This is a genomic window from Massilia sp. H6 (assembly GCF_024802625.1).
GTDB lineage: Bacteria > Pseudomonadota > Gammaproteobacteria > Burkholderiales > Burkholderiaceae_D > Telluria.
The window spans coordinates 1,280,267-1,304,512 of sequence record NZ_CP103371.1 but is presented as its reverse complement, the minus strand read 5'-3'; the positions used below and the strand labels follow the sequence as shown (position 1 = coordinate 1,304,512).

The following is a 24,246-nucleotide window of genomic DNA, read 5'->3' as shown; positions in this document are numbered from 1 at the left end:
ATTGAACTGCTGAACTGAACTGCTGAGCTGAACTGCTGAGCTATTTTGCGGTCCAACCCCTGTCGATCTCGATAGGGAGTGGTAGATGAAAGCGCCACGGTTTGCCAAGCTGTTTGCCCAGCTTCCCATGCTCAACCAGGCCCAGCGGCTGCAGGTGCTCGACGTCCTGCATCCAGCAGCCGGCCTCGACCGGGCAGTCGCCCTGATCGGGCAGATCCGCTCGACAGGGCGGCGTTGTCCGCAGTGCGGATGCCAGCGTTATCACCGGCATGGCCAGGCCAACGACCTGCAACGCTTTCGCTGCTGCCAGTGCCGGCGCACATTTAACGACCTGAGTGGCACGACGCTGGCACGGCTCAGGCTGCGCGGCAAGTGGCTCGACTACCTCGGCGCCGTGCTCGATTCCAGGCCGGTGCGCGACGCCGCCAAACGGGTTGGCGTCCATCGCAACACGGCGTTTCGTTGGCGCCATCGCTTCCTGGACCGGGTCAAGCATGACCGGCCTGCGCAGCTCGGCGGCATCGTCGAAGCCGACGAAATGTTTTTGCTGGAATCGCAAAAAGGCTCGCGCACACTTGAGCGGCCGCCACGCAAGCGAGGCGGCCGGGCCAGCTTGCGCGGCATCTCGCGCCACCTCGACTGCATCCTGGTCGCGCGCGACCGCAGTGGGCAGACCATCGATGCGGTTACCGGACGCGGCGCGCTGAAGGTAGCCCAACTGGTGCGGCACCTGTTGCCGAAACTGGCACCGCAAGCACTCCTGGTCACCGATTCGCACGCCGCCTACCGTGCGTTCGCCCGCCAGCTGGGCATCGCGCACCAGGCGGTCAACCTGCGCTCCGGCGAGCGGGTCCGGTCCAGTAGGGGCGGCGCGATCCATGTTCAAAATGTTAATGCCTACCACCGGCGCTTGCGCCAATGGCTGGCGCGGTTCCACGGGGTTGCCTCGCGTTGGCTGCCCAACTACCTGGGCTGGCGTTGGGCAATTGATGGCGGGCGGGTCACTTCCGTCGAGCACTTGCTTCGCATCGTATTCGGAGTCATCCATAGCCAACGGTGACAGCGCCATAGTCAAGGCAGCAGTCTTGTCAGGACATACAACGTTCCGTAACCGTATAGCGACGAATGAGCGCCCGTCGCACACGCATTTCCGGCTATGTGGGAAGCACCACCGAACAATCGTGCACATTTATGCTAAAAGGGAGATGTGTATCCAGGGATGTGAAAACGTCTGTTTCCACAAGTAAATCACTATCCCCTATAATTGATTTGAGGCATTACGCAAATCTGATTGCGGCGCGCTCAGTCTACCCGAAGGAAAACTCTATGCTTTACCAATTGCACGAGATGCAACGCTCCTTCCTTACCCCGCTGATGCAGTGGGCGGATGCGTCTTCGAAAATGTTCTCGAACCCGGTGTCGCCGTTCGCGCACACGCCGTTCTCGCAACGTATCGCCGCCGGTTACGAGCTGATGTACCGCCTCGGCAAGGATTACGAAAAGCCGGCGTTTGGCATCAAGACCGTGCCGGTCAATGGCGCCGAGGTAGGCATCATCGAGTACACCAAGCTCGAAAAACCCTTCTGCAAGCTGCTCCATTTCAAGAAAGACCTGGGCGACGAGGCTACCGCCGCGCTCAAGCAGCCGACCGTGCTGCTCGTGGCGCCGCTCTCGGGCCACCACTCCACCCTGCTGCGCGATACCGTGCGTGCGCTGCTGTCCGAGCACGACGTGTACATCACCGACTGGATCGATGCCCGCATGGTGCCGCTGTCGAGCGGTGCCTTCCACCTCGACGACTATATTTATTACGTGCAGGACTTCATCCGCGCGCTCGGCCCGGACGTGCACGTGATTTCGGTGTGCCAGCCAACCGTGCCGGTGCTGGCCGCGATCTCGCTGATGGCTACCAATAAAGATCCCAAGCTGCCAAAGAGCATGACCATGATGGGCGGCCCTATCGATCCGAGCAAGTCGCCGACCGCAGTCAACGATCTCGCCCTCGAGAAGCCGTTCGCGTGGTTCGAGAACACCGTGATCTATTCGGTGCCGGGCAACTACCCCGGTTTCGGCCGCAAGGTCTATCCAGGTTTCCTGCAGCACGCCGGCTTCATCGCAATGAACCCGGGCCGCCATGCCCAGAGCCACCGCGAGTTCTACTCCCACCTGGTGCAGGGCGACGACGAGTCGGCCGAAGGCCACCGCCAGTTCTACGATGAATACAATGCCGTGCTCGACATGCCGGCCGAGTACTACCTCGACACAATCAAGACCGTGTTCCAGGAACACCGGCTGCCACGGGGCACCTGGGAAGTCGGCGGCCAGCTGGTGCGTCCGCAAGACATCACCACGGTGGCGCTGTTTACCGTCGAGGGCGAGCTCGACGACATCTCGGGCGCCGGCCAGACGCGCGCCGCGCACGACCTCTGCAGCGGCATCCCGCCCGAGATGCACCGCGATTTCGAGGCGCCGAAATGCGGCCACTACGGCATTTTCTCGGGCCGCCGCTGGCGCGAGATCATTTGCCCGAAGATTGGCGAGTTCATTCGGGCGCATGCCTGATCGCCAGGCGCCCGCGTAAGATGTGAACAAGGCCGAAGCTTGCTTCGGCCTTGTTCATGTTGGCTGTAAAAAACCTATCGCCTTACCAACACCTCCGCCACTACCCCGGTTGCGATCGACACCAGCGCATAATCGTCCTGCGCCTGTACCCACTGGTGTCCGCGCGGCGGTTCGGTGAGATGGTGGGCCTGCCAGTTTTCGATGACATCGTGATGAGTGCGATAGCGTGCCGGCAGCTGTTCGCCGCGCTTGAGTTCTCCGCTGGCTTGCACGCTGCGGTAGCGGTTCGCCTGCTGGCCCTGCACCGCTTGCTTCACCCGCTGCTGTGCCCGTGCTTCCTGCTCGCCGCGCTGCTGTCCCTGGGCCACGGCGCCGCCGGCCAGTACCGCGGCGACCAGAGCCGGAACGATGAATTTGTTCATGTGAGCTCCTGATTGGCGTCGATGGCCCAGTACACCACACGCACGCCACCCGGTCTGTTCGCTCCTGCACCTTGACCGCACGCGCGGGGGCGCTTCGCACCATTGCGGGTTTTGGCGGATAATGTCGGCTTTCCCCGCACCCGCGCGCCGTGACCAAGACCCTCGCCGACCAGATCGAAGACCTGCTGCCGCAGACGCAATGCACCAAGTGCGGCTACCCCGCATGCCGCCCGTATGCCGAGGCGATCGCGCGCGGCGAAGCCGAGATCAACCAGTGCCCGCCCGGCGGCATCGAGGGCGTGCGCCGCCTGGCCAGCGCCACCGGGCGTCCGGTCATCCCGATCAATCCCGCCAACGGCGTCGAGCGGCCGCGTCCGGTGGCCTTTATCGATGAGTCGCTGTGCATCGGTTGCACATTGTGCATCCAGGCTTGCCCGGTAGATGCCATCCTGGGCGCGGCCAAGCAGATGCATACCATCTTGCCCAGCCTGTGCACCGGCTGCGACCTGTGCGTCGCGCCCTGCCCGGTCGACTGCATCTCGATGCTGCCGGTAACGAACGAGACCGGCTGGGACGCCTGGTCGCAGCAAGCCGCCGACGCGGCGCGCGCACGGCACGACTTGCGCACCCAACGGCTGCAGCGCGAGAAGGCAGAGAACGACGCCCGGCTGGCGGCCAAGGCGCTGGAGAAGATGCGCGAGGTGACGCTCGAAGCCACCAATACACCAGAACAGCTGGCCGAAAAAGAACGCAAGCGCGCCATCATCGCCGCCGCAATCGAACGCGCCCGCCAGAAAGCGGCGGGCACCCCGCCCGACCAGGCGTGAGGTGCCGATGAATGCCGCCAAACGCCTGGACATCTTTATGCGCTTTCGCGCCGCCAATCCGCGGCCGACCACCGAGCTCGAATTCACCACGCCCTTCGAGCTGCTGATCGCGGTGCTACTGTCGGCGCAATCGACCGATGTCGGCGTGAACAAGGCCACGCGCCGCCTGTACCCGGTGGCCAACACCCCCCAGGCCATCCTCGACCTCGGGCTGGACGAACTCAAGTCTTATATCGCAACCATCGGCCTGTACAACACCAAGGCGAAGAACGTCATCGCCACCTGCCAGATCCTGGTCGACCAGCATGGCGGCGAAGTGCCGGCGTCGCGCGAGGCACTCGAAGCACTGCCCGGGGTCGGCCGCAAGACCGCCAACGTGGTGCTTAATACCGCATTCGGCCAGCCCACCATGGCGGTGGATACGCATATCTTCCGGGTCTCGAACCGCACCCGCATCGCACCGGGCAAGAACGTCGACATCGTCGAGCAAAAGCTGCTCCGGTTCGTGCCCAGCGACTTCCTGCACGACGCCCACCACTGGCTGATCCTGCATGGCCGCTACACCTGCGTGGCGCGCAAGCCCAAGTGCTGGAACTGCCTGATCGCCGACTTGTGCGAATTCCGCGACAAGACTGCGCCGCCGGCCGGCCTGCACGACCCTGCCGCGCAGGCCGCCGAACCCGCCCGCGTGGACCCGCCGCGCTTGTAGACAAACTGTCTGGCAAGGCCATCCAGGGCGACGCCCTCGATGGCCGATTGCCCGCCCTACGCGCTCAAGCGTGCCGGCGACCCCATCCCGATCTTGCGCGCCGCGCGCGCATCTTCGAGCTTGAAAACCGAAACGACGTCGGTCAGCGCCTGGGTCTGTTCGCGCAGCGACTGCGCGGCGGCGGCGGCTTCTTCTACCAGCGCCGCGTTCTGCTGGGTGGCGCTATCCATCTCGCTCACCGCCATATTGACCTGGGCGATGCCCGCGCCCTGCTCGGCGCTGGCGGTGCTGATCTCGCTGATGATATCCATCACCCGGCGCACGCTGGTGACGATCTCGCCCATGGTGGCGCCGGTTTCGCCGACCAGGCGGTTGCCGGCATTGACACGCGTGACGGAATCATTGATCAAGCCCTTGATTTCCTTGGCGGCCGTTGCCGAACGCTGCGCCAGGTTGCGCACTTCGCCTGCCACCACCGCAAATCCACGGCCCTGCTCGCCGGCACGCGCTGCTTCGACCGCGGCATTGAGTGCCAGGATATTGGTCTGGAACGCGATGCCGTCGATGACGCTGATGATGTCGACGATCTTGCGCGAAGAGTCGCTGATCGAAGCCATGGTATCCACCACTTGCTCGACCATGCGACCGCCCTTGGTGGCAACGTCGCAGGCTGAAATGGCCAATTGGTTGGCCTGGCGCGCGTTGTCGGCATTTTGCTGCACGGTCGACGTGATCTGCTCCATCGACGAGGCGGTTTCCTCGATCGCACCGGCCTGTTGCTCGGTACGGTTCGACAGGTCGAGGTTGCCGCGCGCGATTTCGCTCGATGCCACCGCGATGGTCTCGGCGCCCCCGCGTACCTGCGACACGATGTGCTGCAAGCTGGCGGTCATGTCCTTGAGTGCCTGCAGCAGCTGGCCGGTTTCGTCCTTCGAGCGCACCTCGATGCTGGTGCGCAGGTCGCCGGAAGCGACGCTTTGCGCTGCCTCGACCGCCTCGCCCAGCGGACGCGTGATCGAGCGCGATACCATCACGCCGGCGACCACGGCTGCAATCGCGCCCAGCAGCATCAGGCTATAACTGAGCAGCGTGGCGCGCTTGCCGACCGCTTCGGCCGCCAGCACGGTCGCTGCCGTCTGTTTCGCCATGGTGTCCTGGGCTTGCACCAGTAGTTCGGCCGGCGCCCGGTCCATGCCCTTGACCGCCTTGTCGCCGGCGACCGGATCGAATTGCGCGGCCGTAAAATCGGCAAAGCCACGGCGGTAGCCCTCGCCCATTTTCTGGTGCGCCTGGCCAAACCGCGCCAGCAGCTCGCGCACTTCGCCGGCAGGCAAGGCCGCGGTCAGTTCCTTGACGTCGCGGGCAAGCACGCCCTCGTTTTTCTGGAATGCCTTCCAGTACTTGGAGCGCTGCTCGTCATCCTTGCCGCGCAGCAGGGTGTTCTTCCACTCCTGCGTCTGCAGGCGGAACTGCGACAGCAAGCCCTCCACGCGCTGGGCGTGGCCGGACTGGATCACGGCGGCGTTGTAAGTATCGACGGCGTGGTTCATCTGGCTCATGCCAAAGAAGCCGGCAGCGGCGACCAGCAGGGTGACGGCGGCAAAGCCGATGGGGAGTTTATGGCTGAGTTTCATGACTGGTCCACGAAGGGTAACGTGCATGCATGCGGGGAGGCCCGCGATACGCACGAGGCATACCAGTCTAGATGAATTTACCTCACAGCAACAAGAGCCAGAGGCCCAAGAACGATGCCAAGAGGTATCTTTGTGGCCATGCGGCAACACGCAGTGCCGGCGTGTGCTCGACTTATAACAGGACCAGGTTATCCCGGTGTACCAGCTCGCATCCTTCGACATAACCGAGGATCCGTTCGATCTCGGCCGACGAATGGCGCATGATGCGGCGCGCTTCGCTGCTGGCGTAGTTGGTCAGGCCGCGCGCCAGCTGCTTGCCGCTCTCGTCGATGCAGGTGATCACCTGCCCGCGCCCGAACTCGCCGCGCACGGCAAGTACGCCAATGGGCAGCAGTGACTTGCCTTCGCGCGTGAGCTTCTGGGCGGCGCCGGCGTCGATCACGACTTCGCCGGTGGTATGCAAATGGTCGATCATCCATTGGCGGCGCGCAGTCAGGCGGCCGGTCGGCGCGGTGAGCTGGGTGCCGATCGATTCGCCGCCGGCCAGGCGGGTGAGCACCTCTTCTTCGCGACCCCAGGCGATGATGGTGTGCGCGCCCGAGCGCGCCGCGCGGCGCGCCGCCTGCACCTTGGTCAGCATGCCGCCGCGCCCCAGGCTGGAGCCGGCGCCGCCCGCCATCGCCTCGAATACCGGGTCGCCTGCCTGCCCCTCGGCGATCAGGTGCGCGGCCGGGTCCTTGCGCGGATCGCTTGAATACAGGCCGCGCTGGTCGGTCAGGATCACCAGCACGTCGGCCTCGACCAGGTTCGCCACCAGCGCCCCGAGGGTGTCGTTGTCGCCGAATTTGATTTCGTCGGTCACGACGGTATCGTTCTCGTTGATGATCGGCACCACGCCCAGGCGCAGCAGGGTGGTCAGCGTCGAGCGTGCATTCAGGTAGCGCTCGCGGTCGGCCAGGTCGGCATGCGTGAGCAGCACCTGGGCGGTCTTGACGCCATGGGCACGAAAGCTGTGCTCGTAGATTTGCGCCAGGCCCATCTGGCCGACGGCGGCGCAGGCCTGCAGTTCGTGGATATCGGTTGGCCGCCTGGCGAAACCCAGGCGCAGCATGCCTTCGGCGATGGCGCCCGAGGACACCAGCACGACTTCCTTGCCAAGGCCCCGCAGCGCAGCGATCTGGGACGCCCAGCGGACGATGGCGGCATGGTCCAGGCCCCTGCCCTCGTCGGTGACGAGCGAAGAACCGACCTTGACGATGATGCGCGAGGCTTGCTGGAGTGCTGAGCGATGGACTTGGGTCATGGCGACAGGATTTTTCCTCGCGGCCGCAAGGCCAGCAGGGAAAGTCCCGCCAACAACTCGACCGCGCAGATTGCTAATAATACCCCCTTCGGCAGCCCGATCGCGAATGCCGCGACCAGGCGCCCGGCCGGCTGGGCCAGGAGGAACAATGCGGTGAGGTCGCCCAGGATGGGCTGGTCGCCCCGCCTGGCTGCCAGGAATGCCAGCCACGCGGTAGCGAGGCGCACGCCAACGTAGACGGCGTAGAACTGGCTGTAGCCGTTCACGCCGACGAGAAACACGCCCATCGCCGACGCAATGCGGTCGGGATCGAGCATTGCCACCAGCGCCGCCAGCGAGCTGGCGGTGGCGACAAGTTGCAGCAACTGGCTGCGCAGCCAGCCGCGGCCGATATGGCCGAAGCGGCTGGCGCGCTTGTCCGGCACTGCGCCGGCCAGCTTAGTCTTCAAGGATCTTGAAGCGTGGGTCTTCCGGATCGATCGACGAGATGCCGCGTGCTTCTTCGGTCATCGAGGTCTCTTCCGAGCGCTGCTCGCTGTGACGTTTTTCTTCCAGGTGCAGGTAGATCGCGTTGATCAGTTCCTGGCAACCTTCGCGGTTGAGTGCCGAAATCTCGAACACCGGGCCCTTCCAGGCCATGCGCTTGACGAAGTCCTTGACGCGCTTCTTGCGCTCGGCATCGTCGAGCACGTCAAGCTTGTTGAGCACGATCCAGCGCGGCTTGTTGAGCAGCTCTTCGTCGTATTTTTCGAGCTCCTTGACCAGCGCCTTGGCTTCCTTGACCGGATCGACATTGTCTTCGAACGAAGACAGGTCGACGATGTGCAGCAGCAGGCCGGTGCGGGCCAGGTGGCGCAGGAACTGGTGACCCAGGCCCAGGCCTTCGGCGGCGCCTTCGATCAGGCCCGGGATGTCGGCGATCACGAAGCTCTTCTCGTGCGACACGCGCACCACGCCCAGGTTCGGGTGCAGGGTCGTGAACGGGTAGTCGGCGATCTTCGGCTTGGCGTTCGACACGGCCGTAATAAAGGTCGACTTGCCGGCGTTCGGCATGCCCAGCAGGCCGACGTCGGCCAGCACCTTCAGTTCCAGGCGCAGGGTGCGGCGCTCGCCTTCCTTGCCCTCGGTCTTCTGGCGCGGGGCACGGTTGGTCGAGGTCTTGAAGTGGATATTGCCCCAGCCGCCCTCGCCGCCCTTGGCCAGCAGTTCGGTCTGGCCGTGTTCGGTCAGGTCGGCGACGATTTCGCCATTGACGTGGTCCACGATCAGCGTGCCGACCGGCATGCGCATGTAGATGTCTTCGGCGCCCTTGCCGTAGCAATCCGAGCCGCGGCCAGGTTCGCCGCTCTTGCCGGTGTGGACTTTCGAGTAGCGGAAGTCGACCAGGGTGTTGATGTTACGGTCAGCCACCACGTAGATCGAGCTGCCCTTGCCGCCGTCCCCGCCGTCGGGACCGCCAAACGGGCGGAATTTCTCGCGGAGGAACGAGGCGCACCCGTTGCCGCCGTCGCCGGCGATGACTTCAATTTTTGCTTCGTCGATAAACTTCATGATGGTGACCGCTTAAAAACTAAAAAGGCCCTACCGTGGGCAGAGCCTTTCGATGAAGGCTTGCGCCTTGCAAAGACCGCCGCGCATGCGGCGGGTGAGCGTGAATTACGCTGCGACTGCGACTTCTTCATTAGCAACGACGGTCACGAATTGCTTCGAGCCCACGCCTTGCTTGACGAACTTGACATGACCATCGACCAGCGCGAACAGGGTGTGATCCTTGCCGGTGCCGACGTTGGTGCCAGCGCGCACTGGGGTGCCGCGCTGACGGATGATGATGCCGCCGGCGTTGATCGCCTGGCCGCCGTAGACTTTCACGCCGAGGCGCTTGCTTTCTGAGTCACGGCCGTTGCGGGTAGTACCGCCGCCTTTTTTGTGTGCCATTTACTTACTCCTTGATGACTGAACTGGATGGACCGGTCGGCGATTAGCCGTTGATCGAAACCACTTGGATTTCGGTGAAGTTCTGGCGGTGGCCCTGACGCTTCTGGTAGTGCTTACGACGACGCATCTTGAAGATACGCACTTTGTCGTGGCGACCATGGGAAACTACCTTCACCAGAACCGTTGCACCTTCGACCAGCGGCGCCCCAAACTTGAGGCTGTCGCCCGCGCCAATGGCGAGGACCTGATCGATCGTGAGTTCGGAACCAATGTCAGCCGGTATCTGTTCTATTTTAAGTTTTTCGCCAGCGACAACTTTATACTGCTTGCCACCGGTTTTTATGACCGCGTACATGATTAGAAACCTCATCAAATGTTAAAAGAATCTCGCCGGCGCCAGAGACGCTGCCTTGTTCGGATGCCGGGGAACAGAGGATTATACATAACTCGCTGCAGCGCGTCAAAACACCCCGACTATTTCGGCGCGGCCGGCGTGCCAGCGTAGCGCCGGGACAACGCGCCCCTCGACACCGGCCTCCCGCGCCTGCCACCAGGCCCATGCCCACGTACTCATCAGTGGGGGCGCCCTTCCCTTGCATGTCGTATAATCAGCACTTAACCAAATACTCACTGTTTATTGCAGGTTCGCCTTGTCAACCGCTACCCAACACGCTCAAACCACCATCGCCCAATCGATTGCCACCGACATGGATGCCGTCAATGCGGTGATCCGGCAGCGCCTGCATTCTGAAGTGAGCCTGGTCAACCAGATCGCCGAGTACATCATCAGTGCCGGCGGCAAGCGCATCCGGCCGGTGCTGGTACTGCTGCTGGCAAACGCCTACGGCTACCGCGGCAGCGCCCACCACGAGCTGGCGGCAGTGGTCGAATTCATCCACACCGCTACCCTGCTGCACGATGACGTGGTCGACGAATCGTCGATGCGGCGCGGCCGCCAGACCGCCAACGCCCTGTTTGGCAATGCCGCTTCGGTGCTGGTCGGCGACTTCCTGTATTCGCGCTCGTTCCAGATGATGGTCGGCCTCGACGACATGCGCATCATGCGCATCCTGTCCGACGCCACCAATGTGATCGCCGAAGGCGAAGTCCTGCAGCTGCTGAACATGCACGACCCGGACGTGACGCACGAGAGCTACCTCAAGGTGATCCGCTCCAAGACCGCCAAGCTGTTTGAAGCGGCGGCCGAACTCGGCGCCCTGATCGCCGGCGCCACCGACGCCCAGATCGACGCGGCCGGCGAATACGGCCGTTCGCTGGGCACGGCCTTCCAGCTGATCGACGACGTGCTCGACTACGCTGGCGACGCCGCCGAGATCGGCAAGAACCTGGGCGACGACCTGCGTGAAGGCAAGCCGACCCTGCCTTTGATCTGGCTAATGGAGCACGGCACCCTTGAGCAGCGCGAACTGGTGCGCAACTGCATCGAACACGGCGATGAAGCCCAGTTCGACGCGGTACTGGCCGCGGTCACTTCGAGCGGCGCACTGGACTACACCCGCCAGCAGGCCGAGCAGGCCGGCAAACGCGCCGCGCAAGCGATTTCCGGCCTGCCCGACAGCGTGTACAAATCAAGCCTGCTGCAGCTATGCAGCTTCGCTGTTGACAGAAACCACTAAGCAAAATTATATTTACACTTCCCGAGGCCGCGTGTTTCCGGCGCCTCGAATTGTCGGGGTGTAGCTTAGCCCGGTAGAGCGCTACGTTCGGGACGTAGAGGCCGGAGGTTCGAATCCTCCCACCCCGACCACCCTGGCCTTCACCTACAGGTTTCTCCAACTTATTGCGGCCTGTGTAGCCGGTTCTTCAAGAAATTCCGCCCCCCCCTGCTGAATTTCCTACAGGTTCCTGAGTAGCGGACTAGCTGCAGCTTTCCTGTTTCACGCCTTGTTCTCACCCTTAGCTCTCACCCTTAGCTCTCACCCTTAGCTCTCACCCTTTGCTCTCACGCCCTGTTTCAATAACCACAATAGATGACATCATGAATCACTCCTTGATTAAAAAACTGCAGACAATCGCTATCGTTTCGATGACGCTCGGATTGACGGCTTGCTCGAGCATCCCGAGCGAACCTTCCCTGGCAGATCAGATTCGCGCTCGCGGTCAAATGCGCGTCGATATCGCCAAGAACCTGGACGAAGGAGAAGCAAAGCAGCTCAAGGCGAAAAAGAGCGCCGAAAAAGCGAAGGAGCTTGCAGAAGACGCCCAGAAAGCGGAAAAGCGCGCAGCTTCGTACGCAGACGAAGCGAAGAAGTTGACTGAAGAAAGCAAAAAACTCCAACGCGAATCCGAGCAGTTATCCGTGGAAGGTGCTGCGCAAGTCGAACGCGCAGTACAGGATTATCAAAGCATCCAACAGCTTCCGGGTGTCGCAGTACCTGCAGCCTGACACCAACAGCCGCAAACAGGAGTGCAGTTAGCTGGATCGCGCGTGTTGGCAAAGCCTGCGTGCTGAATTGCCCCCTTGATCATCAGGTGCGCCGAACTGGCTGCCGCGATCAAGGTGGTCTGTCAAGCCAGCGCGCAGCGAGCGGACTGCATGTCTCATGCGCAAAGACCTGACATGACATTTTCCAGGCGATCCGCGCAATAGGGCTTGGCCAGCAGCGCCCCGCCGATTTCTACGGCGTCGCGTACTGCCTCAGTGTCGCCTGTCGCAAACACCACCTTCAGATCAGGGCGGTACGCTTTGGCCTGGCGCGCAAGCTCCACGCCCGACATACGGGGCAGGTTGATATCGGTGATCAGAATATGTATTTCTGCACCTTGTATTACCTGCAATGCCTCTTCGGCATTGCCCACCTCGATGATGCGATGCCCCAATTCGCCCAGCATCTCGCGTGTGCATGAGCGAATCAGGACATCGTCCTCGACCAGCAATACCGTTAGCCGGGTCGACCGTGCAGGGTCCCCGCCATTTGCCGGCGCGCGGCCAGCCTCCAGTTGCATACGGGCGGCTGCCTGCTGCTTCTGGTTTGCCAGCACATGCCTGATCCTGCGTGCCAGGGCTTCACGCGTATAAGGCTTGCCCAGCAGTTCTACACCGGGATCAAGTCGTCCGTTGTGCACGATGGCGTTTTCGGTATAACCCGAAGTAAACAGTACTGCCAGGTCAGGCAAACGTTCTTTTGCCCTGCGCGCCAGTTCGGGGCTGCGCAGCGGGCCAGGCATCACGACGTCGGTGAACAGCAGGTCGATCGGCACCCCGCTTTCAACCACCGTCAGCGCACTGGCCGCGTCGGGTGCGGTCAAGACCCGATAGCCCAGTTCGCCAAGCAGGCTGAGCGCGATCTCGCGCACATCGTTGTCATCCTCGACGACCAGGATCGTTTCGCTTCCACCCTTTACCTGCCCCTGGCGGGTGTCGACCAGGACGTCTTCGACCCGGACCGAACGCGGCAAATACAGTTTGACGGTCGTACCCTCGCCAACTTCACTATAGATCTTCACGTGACCATTGGATTGCTTGACGAAGCCGTACACCATCGACAGACCCAGTCCCGTACCCTTGCCCTCGGGCTTGGTGCTGAAGAAGGGTTCGAACACCTGCTCCAGCACATCCTTGGCAATGCCCGTTCCCGTATCCGTTACGGCGATCATCACGTACTGGCCCGGGCTCACGTCGCTATGGAGGCGGCAATACTCGCTATCGAGCATGGCGTTGCTTGCCTCGATAGTCAGCTGGCCCTGGCCATCCATGGCGTCGCGCGCATTGATGGCCAGGTTAAGAATGGCATTTTCCACCTGGCCAGGATCGATCAAGGTGTTCCACAGCCCGCCGGAGATGACGGTTTCGATCTCGATCGCGTCTCCCAGGGTACGCCGCAGCATATCGTCCATGCCGCGGATGAAGGTCGACACATTGACGACCTTGGATTCGAGCGGCTGACGGCGCCCAAAGGCCAGCAGTTGCGAAGCCAGCTTGGCCCCGCGCGTCACGCCCGCAAGCGCGTTGCGTACACGCCGCTCGGCAGTCTCGGCGCCTGCCACTTCTTTGGACAACAGTTGCAGATTGCCGCTGATGACCTGCAGAAGATTATTGAAATCGTGCGCGACACCGCCGGTCAGCTTGCCGAGGGATTCCATCTTCTGAGACTGACGCAGGGCCGATTCGATCCGCATGCGCTCGGCCAGCGCGTCGGAAACGCGTTGCTCGAGTCGTTCGTTGAGCAGGTGCAGCTCTTGTTCCTGGCGACGCTTTTCCGTGATGTCCGTGTGCACTCCGACCCATTGCTTGATCGTATTATCGGCATCCATTACGGGGATGGCCCGCACCGCGAACAAACGCCATCCATCGTCCACCGTGTTGACACGATGTTCAAACGACAGGGCCTGTTTCGCCGCCACTGCCGCCTTCCAGGCGTCGATACTGGGTCCTGCATCGTCGGGGTGTACCGAACGCGTCCAGCCAAAGCCCTTGTATTGTTCTTCGCTCTGACCAGTCAGGCGGCTCCACCCGGGCTGCTCTCCGGTCATGCCACCGGCTGCATCATTGGTCCAGACGATGCCCTCGACCGCAGCGACGGCGGCGCGAAAGCGCGCTTCGCTGGCACGCAGGGCCATGTCGGACAGGCTTTGCTCGATCGCCGCCGAGGCAAAGTGCGCCAGTTGCGCCAGGGCTGCCTCGTCCTGGCTGTCGAAATCGCGGCCGTCTTGCTTGTCCGAGACCTCGAGCGAGCCCAAGGCGCGCACTTCGCGGCTCGTCAAGGGCACGGCCAGGCAAGTACGGATTATTGCGTTCGGCGCGCCGGTCGGCGCACAGCTACCTGCGCCATGGGCCGCGGACTGCAGGTTTTGATGGTCTTCGTACTGCTCGCTCAGCGACACCGCCTCGATCCCCTGCCTCATCTGGGAAGCCTGGGCCAGGCGCACGACCGCCCGGTGCGTGCCGAGCAGATGACGCGCAGCGCGCGTGATTACGGCCACCACGGCGTCCAGGTTCTCGGCACGGGTCAATTCCAGCGCGACGTCGGCCAGGCCTTTCATGACCCGTGCATTGCGCTCGATGTAACGTTCAGATTCCTTCTGCACCGTCAGGTCGCGCGAGATCGACAGTATCTGGACCACGCGCCCTTTGTCATCAAAGGCCGGGGCCACGATCACGCCCCAGCTTTTGACTGTTCCCTTGGCGGTTGGGCAATCGGCAGTAAAGCGCGCCACGCGTCCGCCCCGCGCTTCGTCCATCGCGGCCCACAGCGTTGCACGGGTCGATTCCGGCCATAAGGTCGGCCAGAGCGCGCCACGCAAGGCCTCGAAATCGTCGATCTCCATGAGACAACGACCGTTGACATTCATGCTCAGCAAACGGCCGTCGAGGTCGAGCAGCTTGACGCAGTCGTCGCTCGCTTCAAATAGGGAGCTCGTCAGTTCAGAATTGGGGAGGTTACTGTAGAGATTCATAAGATGTGATACGTGATCCAGTACCCAATGTTGCGCTGAGAAAAAACTAAGTTGACTATTGTACATGCCTGTTAGGCCCACACAACTTGGCGGTCAGGGAAATTTTGCCGCGGCGACCAGTATCTGCGCGTCCATTTTCCCGCACACCGGTGCCGGCGCCCGGCACCCTAGGGCTTGTACGAAATGCTGATGCTCGGGATATGTTTTACGCCAGGCTGCTTGGCGAGGAAATCCTGCAGGAAGGCCACCAACTTCTTTTCGCACAGTGCAATGACTGCTTCGTCCCTGGCAAGCGCGCGTCCACTGGCCAGCGTCCGCGCATCGAGGCCTTCATAGAGTCCAATGATCGCCGCCTGGCTATTATTAAAGACACTACCGCTCAAAATCCGATGACGCAGCTTGCTGGTGGCCGGCGCTGCCACCAAAATCGGCTTCTTGATGGTGACCTCGATGCCGGTGGCAGTCTTGCCGATATCGTAGTCCCCCGGCGTGAGCGCATAGCCGAACGAATATTCGGACGTGTACGATATCGCGACGATGGCATTGAAGTTCACACCCAAAACGTTTTTGTTGACGACGCGCGTGTAGCCTTCTTCACGGACGACGGTCGCGGCGATGAACTTCATCTGCTCTTGCAAATGCTTTTTGCCGGCAGACAGGTAATCGGTGTATTTGGTGTACCCGAGCAGATCCTCGCGCTGCGAGCTCACTTCGGCTTGGAGCATGCGCACTTGTTCTTCCAGCGGATCGACCGGCCAGACCTTGCTCAGTCCAAAGAAGATAGCCGCGGCAACGGCACCGGCAATGGCAGCAGCAACAACATTCTTGTTTGTCATGGTCTCTCTTTAAAAATTTATGCTACCCGCATGGGGCGATCCGCACATGATCGCATGGAACATATCGCGCGAGGTGTCCCCGTTCGGCCGCTTGTTCTTTCGTTGTAGCATTCAAGAAATTCCCATAGTATCCAGGGGATTCCATTCCTTCCTTTTGCCAGGATTTCCACCCCATGCAGCTTCGTCCGCTCCCTCTTCTGCTCGCCGCCCTGTTCACTTCAAGCACGCTCTCCCTTGCACAGGCCGCCACGCCGGTTGCGCCCACGGTGACCGCGGCGCCCAAGGCCGTCCTCAAGCTCGACTACCAGAAATTCACCCTGCCCAACGGCATGGACGTAATCTTCCATATCGACCGCTCCGATCCGGTGGTGGCCGTGAACCTGACCGCGCACGTGGGTTCGGCGCGTGAGAAAGCCGGCCGCACCGGCTTTGCCCACCTGTTCGAGCACCTGCTGTTTTTGGAATCGGAAAACCTGGGCAAAGGCGGCCTCGACAAGATGAGTGCCCGCATCGGCGGCTCCGGCGCCAACGGATCGACCTCGCAGGACCGCACCAATTACCTGCAGACCGTGCCCAAGGACGCACTCGAGAAAATGATCTGGGCCGAGGCGGACAAGCTGGGCTGGTTCATCAACACGGTAACCGAACCGGTGCTGGCCAAGGAAAAGCAGGTCGTCAAGAACGAGAAGCGCCAGGGCGTGGACAACGCGCCGTATGGTCACACCCGCTACGTCATCAACAAGGCCCTCTACGGCGCCGACCATCCGTACAACTGGCAGGTAATCGGGTCGCTCGACGACCTGCAGAATGCCCAGCTCGACGACGTCAAGGAATTCTTCCGCCTGTGGTATGTGCCGAACAATGTGACCCTGGTGCTGGCTGGAGACTTCGATCCGGTGCAGGCGCGCAAATGGGTCGAGAAATATTTTTCCGAGATCCAGCGCGGCGCACCGGTCAAGGCCATGGCCAAGCGCCCTGGCAAAGTAATGCAAACCGTGAAGCTGGCCCACGAAGACAATTTTGCGAAACTGCCCGAATTGACCATGACCTGGCCAACCGTCGAGGACCTGCACGCCGATTCCTACGCACTTGAAGTGCTGGCCGAATACCTGTCCCAGACCAAGCGCGCGCCGTTCTACCAGGTGCTGGTGGAAGACAGCAAGCTGGCGCCGAGCGTCCAGATCGGCAACCAGACCTCGGAGCTGGCGGGCCAGTTCATGCTGCGCATCCGCGCCTTCGAGGGCAAGCCGCTCGACGAGGTAGCCAGCGCGGTCGGGCAGGCCTTTGCCAGGTTCGAACGGGACGGCATTTCCGAGAAAGACCTGAACCGGATCAAGGCCGGCATCGAGACCCGTTTCTACAACTCGGTCTCTAGCGTGCTCGGAAAATCCGCGCTGCTGGCCGAATACAACTACCTGACCGGCAATCCCGGCTATGTCGCCGAGGGCATCAAGAAAACCCTGGCGGTCAGCCAGGCCGATGTGCGGCGCGTGTACGACACCTATATCAAGGCCAAGCCTTATGTGGCGACCAGTTTTGTCCCGAAAGGACAATTGTCGCTGGCCCTGAACGGCTCGTCCAAGGCCGAGGTGGTCGAGGAAAAAGTCGTGCAAGGCGCCGAACAGGCGGTCGACCCAAGCGCGGATGCCGACTATGCCAGGACGCCCTCGCGCTTCGATCGCAGCAAGGAGCCGGCTTACGGGCCGACGCCTGCCCTCAAGGTGCCGCAGGTCTGGGACGCGAAACTGGGCAACGGCATGCGCGTGGTCGGCATCGAGAACGATGAAGTGCCGCTGGTGAAGTTCGATATCGCGATCGATGGCGGCTTGCTGCTCGATAAGCTCGACAAGGTGGGCGTGGCCAACCTGATGGCGCGCATGATGACCCAGGGTACCGCCCGCAAGACCCCGCAAGAGCTGGAAGAAGCGATCCAGCAACTGGGAGCGGCCATCAATGTGTCGGCCCGCGCTGAAGACGTGCGCGTGAGCGTGATTACCCTGGCGCGTAACTACCAGGCAACCCTGGCCTTGGTCGAAGAAATCCTGCTCGAGCCGCGCTGGGACGAGAAAGAATTCGCCCTGATCAAGCAAAGCGTACTGAGCCAGATTCGCCAGCAGGAAGCCGATCCGAATGCCCTGGCCAGCAGCAATTTCAACAAACTGGTCTATCCGCAAGACGACCTGCGCTCGCGTAACATCCTCGGCACCGCCGAAACCGTGAACGCGATCGGCATCGACGACCTGAAGGCCTACTACGCGGCCAACCTGTCGCCTTCGGTCGCCCGCATGCATGTGGTCGGCGCCCTGCCGAAAGCCGTGATGACGCGCTCGCTCCAGGAACTGGGCAGCAAGTGGAAGGCGCGGCCAGTGGTGCTGCCGGCCGCGTCCGGTGCCACGGCCCTGGCGCCGGCCAAGGTGTATTTCGTCGATGTGCCCGATGCCAAGCAATCGGTGCTGCAGGTCGGCTACCGCGCGCTGGCGGCAACCGACCGCGACTTTTACCCGGCGGCGGTGACCAACTACATCCTGGGTGGCGGTGGCTTCGCGTCCCGCTTGACCCAGCAATTACGTGAAGGCAAGGGCTATACCTACGGAATCAATTCGAATTTCTCCGGCACCAAGAGCGCCGGGCCCTTCACCATCGCCAGCGGCGTGCGCAGCAATGTCACGCTCGAATCCACCCAGCTGGTCAAACAGATCCTGCAAGACTACCCGGCAAGCTATTCGGCGGCCGACCTGCAGACCACCAAAGACTTTCTGATCAAGAGCAATGCGCGGGCATTCGAGACCGCGGCGGCCAAGCTGGGCATGCTCGATAACATCAGCAAATACGGCTGGCGCCCGGACTACGTCAAGGACCGCGAACAGATCGTCAAGGCCATGACCCTGCCGCAGATCCAGGCCCTGTCGAAAAACTATCTCGACCCGTCGAAGATGGTGTGGCTGGTGGTGGGCGACGCCAAGACCCAGCTGCCGCGCATGAAGGAACTGGGCTTCGGCGAGCCGGTACTGATCGCCCGGTGATCCAGGCGTGATCGAAGCGGGGATGGTTCCGATATGATTGCGCACAACGCCTTGGCGTCCGTGCACGGCCTCCCCCTTCGAAAGGATTCCCATGACCGAACCAGTCCAGATCTCCACCCCCGATGGCAGCTTTGCCTGCCATGTCGCCCGTCCATCCACGCCGGGCCCGCATCCCGTGGTCGTCGTCTTGCAGGAAATCTTCGGTGTAAACGCCGGGATTCGCAGCATTGCCGCCGACTGGGCCGCCAAGGGCTATATCGCGCTTTGCCCCGACCTGTTCTGGCGCCTCGAACCGGGCATCAATCTGTCGGAAGAGCGCGCCGGCGATTGGGACAAGGCATTCGCGCTGTACCAGGCCTATGACGTCGACCTAGGCGTAAAGGACATTGCCCTCGTCATCCATCAGGCGCGCGGCCTGCCCGATGCCAGCGGCAAGGTTGGTGTCACCGGCTATTGCCTGGGCGGCTTGATGACTTTCCTGAGCGCAGCGCGCACCGATGGCGACGCCTTCGCCGCCTACTACGGCGGCGGCACCGACCAGCACCTCGACGAGCTTGCCAACATCACCGCCCCGCTGCTCTACCATTTGGCGCAAGACGACGAGTTCATCGACCAGGATGCGCAGGCTAGAATCCGCGCGGCACTTGCGGGCAAGGCCGAGCTGCACAGCTATCCCGGCTGCAACCACGCTTTTGCCCGTCCGGGCGGCGCCCACTACGATGCCGCCGCCGCCACCCTCGCCGCCGCCCGCACCGAAGCGTTCTTCGCGCGCACGCTGCGCTGAGGCTGGCGCAAGCCAACACGGCTGAACGCTCCGCCCGGATACCGAACCTTCACCGTCTCTGATCCACGACAGCCTGGCGTCTGCCGGTCCGACCTACCGTAGGGCTTGCTACCCACCGCCGCGCCCGCAACGGGCCGGCGCCGTAGCTTCCGATATGGAAAGGAGTCTGCCATGGCAAGGTTCGGAGTCGAAGCGATCCGCTACTTCAGTCATGCACGCGCCGCAGGCGTGAGCACGGCTGGAGACCTCACCTACACCTTCAACCGCAGTAACGGGTTCGACGCTAAATTGCGCGGGTCCGGCCACACCCGCGCCTTCTACTGGGCCAACACCGACTGCTGGGAAACCGACATCCGCGACAACGACCAGGGCGGCGACGACCGCAACTGGGTCGACGACGTCGACCTGTTCTGGCTCGAAACCCATGGTGGCCACGAAGAAGACGGGCGCGCGCGCATGCTGTACGACGTCGCGCGCAGCGACTGGCGCACCTATTCCAATCGCTGGCAGCTGGGCGAAGACTGGAACAGCGAATGGGTGATGGCCTATTCGTGCGAGACCGTCAACCGCAATCGCGTGACAGGCCTGTGGAACATCTTCGCGCGCATGCATATCTACTGCGGCGCGTGGGAAACCATGTGGGACGGGATCACCACCGACGAATGCGGCGAGGACGTGGCCGACAATCTCACCGACGGCGACACCGTGCACGCGGCCTGGCATAACGGCGTGTCCGACTGGTGGGTCGACAACCACCCGATCACGGTCTGCGTCGGCGATGCCGCCACCTGGAACAACGGCAACATTCGCTGGGAGCGCTCCTACCTGAACCGCGACCATCTGTGGGGACATGGCAACGTGGACCCCGACCTGGCGCCGGCCCAGCAGGCCTGCATCCTGTGGTACTGGACGGAGGGTTAATCATGAACGAACAAGTCCTGATCGACAGCCTGGCAGCCGCCTGCCCCGGCCAACTGCCCGCCCGCGCCGACGTGCTGGCCCTGCCATCCTTTACCCAGGATGCGGTACGGGCACGCGCTACGCGCCTGATCTCGCTGCTGCGCGAAGCCGACGGCTGCTCGCGCGACCACGCCAGCTTCGCCCCGCGCGCCGACCGCACGCTGGTCCAGCTAACGGGCGGCGCCCGCGCCGTGGTCTACCACGCTTCGGGGGCGCTGCAGTTCAGCGCGGGCAACGCGCCGCTCGAAATCCCGTTTGCCCGCGTCGAAGAGCGCGCGCTGCTCCAGCGCCTGGTGGTCGAGGCGGCGCAGCGGCTCAAGCTGGGCGAGTGGACCGGCGACGCCGGCACCCTCGCCTTCGAGCGCCTGTGGCTGTCGAAGGCGCAAGGGGCCGACCTCGAGCGCAGCTCCGAACCGGTGCTGCTGCGCGCCACCGGGGCCTGGCGCCACGCCATCGGCGGCATCCCGGTGCTGGGCGCGGCCTCGGTGGCGCTCACGCTGGCCGGCGACAATTCGCTCGATGCGCTGTCGCTACGCATCCGCCCTGGCGTCACCGAAAAGCTCGACAGCGCCATCATTGTCCCGCCTGACGCCGGCGCGCGGCAAATCGCGCGCAATCTCGCCAGCGTGCTGGGCAACGCCAGGGAACGGCTGGCGGCCGATGCAGTGCGAGTGCGCGCTATGCAGTTCGGTTACCTCGATCTCGGCAAGCGCAAGGCGCAGCGCGTGCTGGCGCCCGTGTATGTGGCCCAGGTCGAAGTAAGGCACAAGCTCGAAACGCAGGGCTATGTGTTCGCGGTGGCGGCTACCGAACGCGCCTACCAGGAGCTGCCGCTGTACGGCACCGACCAGGTGGCGGCGCGTTCCCGCGCCAGCGCGGGCAAGCCCTGTCACGACGACCCGCGTTGACACCTGGGGGGGCTGGCGGGGCCGTTTGCTTGCCCCCCTTTTCTACTTGCACCCTGCGGTTCGGGGGTGCAGGACAGCCCCGCTCATTCACCGAAAGTATGGTCTGATATTCGACACCTTTATATCTGGATGCAAGACGCCGCCCAAGGTATTCACAACTCGTATCGCCGGAATCACGAACCAAAAGTTTGTTTATGGACGATTGCTGCTTATACTGCAATGCAACATCGCAGTATTCACCCCAAGTCGTCCAACCGGAGAACACCATGGCAGCAGCCAAACGCAGCATCCGCCGTTACCTCGCCAGCGCCCTCTCGGCCGTACGCAGCTTCTCGATCGACCTGTATGCCGCCCACGGCGGCTGGGCCCCGTCGGTCCGCGGCTGACTGCCCGGCAGCGCGCCTGAGCAGCTGGTTTGAGCGGCGTGCCCGCCGCTCGCACCTGTTCCGCTTGCCCCGTCCTCCCCGCATCGATGGTGACTACGCTAAAATGCATCTCGCATTTTCTAGCAAGAAAGCTCTTTCTTTTCACTCGGTCCCGAATCCACGATGCGTACACCTGCACTTACACTCTTTGCGGCCTTGCTGTCGCTGCCGGCGGCTGCGTCCACGCCGATTACCCTCGACCAGGCCATGGCCCATCCCGACTGGATCGGCACCCCGGTGGAATCGGCCTGGTGGAGCTGGGATAGCAAGGCGGTGCTTTACAAGCAAAAGCGCGCCGGCTCGCCCGTGCGCGACACCTGGCAGGTGGCGCAGGGCGGCAAGCCGGTACGCGTGCGCGACGCCGACCTGCCCAAGCTCGACGGCGCCGACGTGCTCTACAACCGCGCCGGCAGCCGCGCGCTGATGCTGCGTAACGGCGACCTGTTCGAGCGCGACCTGACCAACGGCGCACTGGTGCAGATCACGCGCGGCGCCAGCAAGCTTGAAGTGCCCCAGTATTCGCACGACGAGCGCAGCGTTTATTACCGCATCGGCACCGACTGGTACGCCTTCGAGCGCGCCAGCAAGGTGGTGGGCCCGGTGGCGCTGCCGCGCGCGGCCAGGGATCCGGCGGTGCCCGAAGAAGACGCCCTGCGCGACCAGCAGCTGCGCCTGATCGCCACCCTCCAGCGCCAGAAAGACCAGCGCGACGCGCTGCGCGAGCGCATGAACGAGCAGCGCCGCCTCGATCCGTCGCTGCCCCCGGCGCCGGTGTATCTAGGCGACAAGGTCACGATCGAAAACAGCATGCTCTCGCCCGACGGCCGCTGGCTGATCGTGGCCACCGCGCCAAAGAACAACGACAATGGCCGTGTCGGCAAGATGCCGCGCTACGTGACCGAGTCGGGCTACGAAGAATTCGACGACCAGCGCACCCGCGTCGGCCGCAACATGCCGGCGGCGCATGCCTTGAAGCTGGTCGACCTGCGCACCAATACCGTGCGCGAGCTTTCGTTCGACGTGCTGCCCGGAATTGGCACCGACCCGCTGGCCGCGCTGCGCGCCGCAGCCAAGAAAGATCCGCTCAAGGGCAACCGCCCGGTGCGGCTAATCGACGGCAACGGCGCCATCGCCTGGAGCGCCGACGGCGCCCGGGTCGCCGTCATGCTGCGCTCGGTCGACAACAAGGATCGCTGGATCGCCACCGTCGACCTGGCAGGCGCGCAGCTCAAACCCATGCACCGCTTGAGCGAACAGGCCTGGGTCAATTACGACAACAACGAATTTGGCTGGCTGCCCGATAACCGCACGCTGTGGTACCTGTCGGAACAGAGCGGCTATTCGCACCTGTACACCCAGGATGCGAATGGCGCGAATGGCACAACTGCGCGCGCCCTCACCTCGGGCAAGTGGGAAGCCTCGGACGTGCGCTGGTCGCGCGACGGCCGCCTGGCCTATGTCATGTGCAACCGCGCCACCCCGGGCGACTACGAAGTATGCGCGGTCGAGGCCAGCAATGGCGCGATCCGCGAAGTGACCAGCCTCGACGGCGTGGAACGCTTCCGCCTGTCGCCGGACGAGCGCAAGCTGCTGGTGCATTATTCAAGCAGCTACACGCCGGTGCAGATCGCCACGGTGGCGGTGGGCGGTGGCGCGGCGACCAGGCTGACCGACACCCGCAGTGCCGAATTCAAGGCGCGCCAGTGGATCGAGCCCGAATACGTGACGGTGCCGTCGAGCGACGGCGGCGACCCGGTCTGGGCCAAGCTGTACCGCCCGGCGCAGCTGGACCCGAACAAGAAATACCCGGTCGTGATGTTCGTGCATGGCGCCGGCTACCTGCAGAACGTCAGTAAGCGCTACCCGAACTACTTCCGCGAGCAGATGTTCCACAACCTGCTGGTCCAGAAGGGCTATCTGGTGCTCGACATGGATTACCGCGCCTCCAAGGGCTACGGCAGCAAATGGCGCACCGCGATCTACCGCCAGATGGGCCACCCGGAACTGGTCGACTATCTCGACGGCGTCAACTACATGGTGACCAAGCACCAGGGCGACGCGAAGAACGTCGGCATCTACGGCGGCAGCTACGGCGGCTTTATGGCCTTCATGGGCATGATGCGCGCACCCGACACCTTCAAGGCCGGCGCCGCATTGCGTCCGGTGACCGACTGGGTGACCTATAACCACGAGTACACCGCCAACATCCTGAACACGCCGGACATCGACCCGCAGGCCTACAAGATCTCGTCGCCGATCGAATATGCCGACAAGCTGCAGGGCCACCTCTTGATCGCGCACGGCATGGTCGACGACAACGTGTTCTACCAGGATTCGGTGCGCATGGCCCAGCGCCTGATCGAACTGAAAAAAGACAACTGGGAACTGGCCAGCTACCCGCTCGAGGCCCACTCTTACGTGCAGCCGGAAGCTTGGTACGACCAGTACCGCCGTATCTATCAGCTGTTCGAGCGTTCGCTCAAGCAGTAAATGCACGTGC

The 24,246-nt window shown here is 63.0% G+C and carries 20 protein-coding genes and 1 tRNA gene; 12 read left to right on the top strand and 9 right to left on the bottom strand.

Features of this window, described 5'->3' with window-relative positions; all coding sequences use genetic code 11:
• Positions 1–85 precede the first annotated feature (85 nt).
• Together NRS07_RS05855 and NRS07_RS05850 are read left to right on the top strand one after the other, a co-directional pair.
• Positions 86–1,060, top strand: coding sequence for an IS1595 family transposase (locus NRS07_RS05855; RefSeq protein WP_259211768.1), 975 nt, complete (start codon positions 86–88; stop codon positions 1,058–1,060).
• A 266-nt stretch (positions 1,061–1,326) separates the two neighbouring features.
• Entirely contained in the window at positions 1,327–2,562 is a 1,236-nt protein-coding gene (locus tag NRS07_RS05850; RefSeq protein WP_259211767.1) for a polyhydroxyalkanoate depolymerase, read from the top strand.
• Positions 2,563–2,636: 74 nt separating this feature from the next.
• Here NRS07_RS05850 and NRS07_RS05845 read toward each other — a convergent pair whose 3' ends face one another.
• Positions 2,637–2,984 carry an RcnB family protein gene (locus NRS07_RS05845; protein WP_259211766.1) on the bottom strand — a complete coding sequence of 116 codons (348 nt, stop codon included), beginning with the start codon at positions 2,982–2,984 and terminating at the stop codon, positions 2,637–2,639.
• A 149-nt stretch (positions 2,985–3,133) separates the two neighbouring features.
• On the opposite strand from NRS07_RS05845, the gene rsxB reads away from it, so the two are divergent.
• Positions 3,134–3,811: an electron transport complex subunit RsxB gene (gene rsxB, locus NRS07_RS05840; RefSeq protein ID WP_259211765.1), complete on the top strand. Its 678-nt coding sequence runs from the start codon at positions 3,134–3,136 to the stop codon at positions 3,809–3,811.
• A 7-nt stretch (positions 3,812–3,818) separates the two neighbouring features.
• A complete protein-coding gene (gene nth, locus NRS07_RS05835; protein ID WP_259211764.1) occupies positions 3,819–4,520 on the top strand; it encodes an endonuclease III in 702 nt (233 codons plus the stop codon).
• A 56-nt stretch (positions 4,521–4,576) separates the two neighbouring features.
• Here nth and NRS07_RS05830 read toward each other — a convergent pair whose 3' ends face one another.
• The 6 genes from NRS07_RS05830 to rplU all read right to left on the bottom strand — a co-directional run bounded on the left by NRS07_RS05830 (position 4,577) and on the right by rplU (position 9,747).
• The gene (locus NRS07_RS05830; protein WP_259211763.1) at positions 4,577–6,154 is read right to left on the bottom strand and encodes a methyl-accepting chemotaxis protein; all 1,578 of its coding nucleotides are present in this window, start codon (positions 6,152–6,154) and stop codon (positions 4,577–4,579) included.
• 172 nt (positions 6,155–6,326) lie between these two features.
• Entirely contained in the window at positions 6,327–7,457 is a 1,131-nt protein-coding gene (gene proB, locus NRS07_RS05825; protein ID WP_259211762.1) for a glutamate 5-kinase, read from the bottom strand.
• Positions 7,454–7,906: a hypothetical protein gene (locus NRS07_RS05820; protein ID WP_259211761.1), complete on the bottom strand. Its 453-nt coding sequence runs from the start codon at positions 7,904–7,906 to the stop codon at positions 7,454–7,456. Before NRS07_RS05820 ends, proB begins: the two co-directional genes overlap by 4 nt.
• The gene (gene cgtA / locus NRS07_RS05815) at positions 7,896–9,008 is read right to left on the bottom strand and encodes an Obg family GTPase CgtA (RefSeq protein WP_259211760.1); all 1,113 of its coding nucleotides are present in this window, start codon (positions 9,006–9,008) and stop codon (positions 7,896–7,898) included. Before cgtA ends, NRS07_RS05820 begins: the two co-directional genes overlap by 11 nt.
• Before the next feature lie 105 nt (positions 9,009–9,113).
• A complete protein-coding gene (gene rpmA / locus NRS07_RS05810) occupies positions 9,114–9,392 on the bottom strand; it encodes a 50S ribosomal protein L27 (RefSeq protein ID WP_259211759.1) in 279 nt (92 codons plus the stop codon).
• 43 nt (positions 9,393–9,435) lie between these two features.
• A complete protein-coding gene (rplU, locus tag NRS07_RS05805; protein WP_259211757.1) occupies positions 9,436–9,747 on the bottom strand; it encodes a 50S ribosomal protein L21 in 312 nt (103 codons plus the stop codon).
• 295 nt (positions 9,748–10,042) lie between these two features.
• On the opposite strand from rplU, the gene ispB reads away from it, so the two are divergent.
• The 3 genes from ispB to NRS07_RS05790 all read left to right on the top strand — a co-directional run bounded on the left by ispB (position 10,043) and on the right by NRS07_RS05790 (position 11,799).
• Positions 10,043–11,029 (top strand): octaprenyl diphosphate synthase, encoded by a 987-nt coding sequence (ispB, locus tag NRS07_RS05800; RefSeq protein ID WP_259211756.1) that lies wholly within the window; start codon positions 10,043–10,045, stop codon positions 11,027–11,029.
• Positions 11,030–11,083: 54 nt separating this feature from the next.
• A tRNA-Pro gene (locus NRS07_RS05795) sits at positions 11,084–11,160 on the top strand.
• 231 nt (positions 11,161–11,391) lie between these two features.
• On the top strand, positions 11,392–11,799 hold the full coding sequence (locus tag NRS07_RS05790) for a hypothetical protein (RefSeq protein WP_259211754.1): 408 nt from the start codon (positions 11,392–11,394) through the stop codon (positions 11,797–11,799).
• A gap of 155 nt (positions 11,800–11,954) precedes the next feature.
• Here NRS07_RS05790 and NRS07_RS05785 read toward each other — a convergent pair whose 3' ends face one another.
• Together NRS07_RS05785 and NRS07_RS05775 are read right to left on the bottom strand one after the other, a co-directional pair.
• Positions 11,955–14,891, bottom strand: a complete 2,937-nt coding sequence (locus NRS07_RS05785; protein ID WP_307729922.1) for a response regulator — start codon at positions 14,889–14,891, stop codon at positions 11,955–11,957.
• An 86-nt stretch (positions 14,892–14,977) separates the two neighbouring features.
• Positions 14,978–15,646, bottom strand: a complete 669-nt coding sequence (locus tag NRS07_RS05775; RefSeq protein ID WP_259211753.1) for a hypothetical protein — start codon at positions 15,644–15,646, stop codon at positions 14,978–14,980.
• Positions 15,647–15,819: 173 nt separating this feature from the next.
• Here NRS07_RS05775 and NRS07_RS05770 point away from each other — a divergent pair, with 173 nt between their 5' ends.
• The 5 genes from NRS07_RS05770 to NRS07_RS05750 all read left to right on the top strand — a co-directional run bounded on the left by NRS07_RS05770 (position 15,820) and on the right by NRS07_RS05750 (position 24,236).
• A complete protein-coding gene (locus NRS07_RS05770; RefSeq protein WP_259211751.1) occupies positions 15,820–18,669 on the top strand; it encodes a pitrilysin family protein in 2,850 nt (949 codons plus the stop codon).
• Between the two features lie 91 nt (positions 18,670–18,760).
• On the top strand, positions 18,761–19,453 hold the full coding sequence (locus NRS07_RS05765) for a dienelactone hydrolase family protein (protein WP_259211749.1): 693 nt from the start codon (positions 18,761–18,763) through the stop codon (positions 19,451–19,453).
• Positions 19,454–19,624: 171 nt separating this feature from the next.
• Positions 19,625–20,374, top strand: coding sequence for a DUF6345 domain-containing protein (locus tag NRS07_RS05760; RefSeq protein ID WP_259211748.1), 750 nt, complete (start codon positions 19,625–19,627; stop codon positions 20,372–20,374).
• Positions 20,375–20,376: 2 nt separating this feature from the next.
• Positions 20,377–21,321 carry a hypothetical protein gene (locus tag NRS07_RS05755; RefSeq protein WP_259211746.1) on the top strand — a complete coding sequence of 315 codons (945 nt, stop codon included), beginning with the start codon at positions 20,377–20,379 and terminating at the stop codon, positions 21,319–21,321.
• Between the two features lie 548 nt (positions 21,322–21,869).
• Entirely contained in the window at positions 21,870–24,236 is a 2,367-nt protein-coding gene (locus NRS07_RS05750) for a S9 family peptidase (RefSeq protein WP_259211744.1), read from the top strand.
• Positions 24,237–24,246 lie beyond the last annotated feature (10 nt).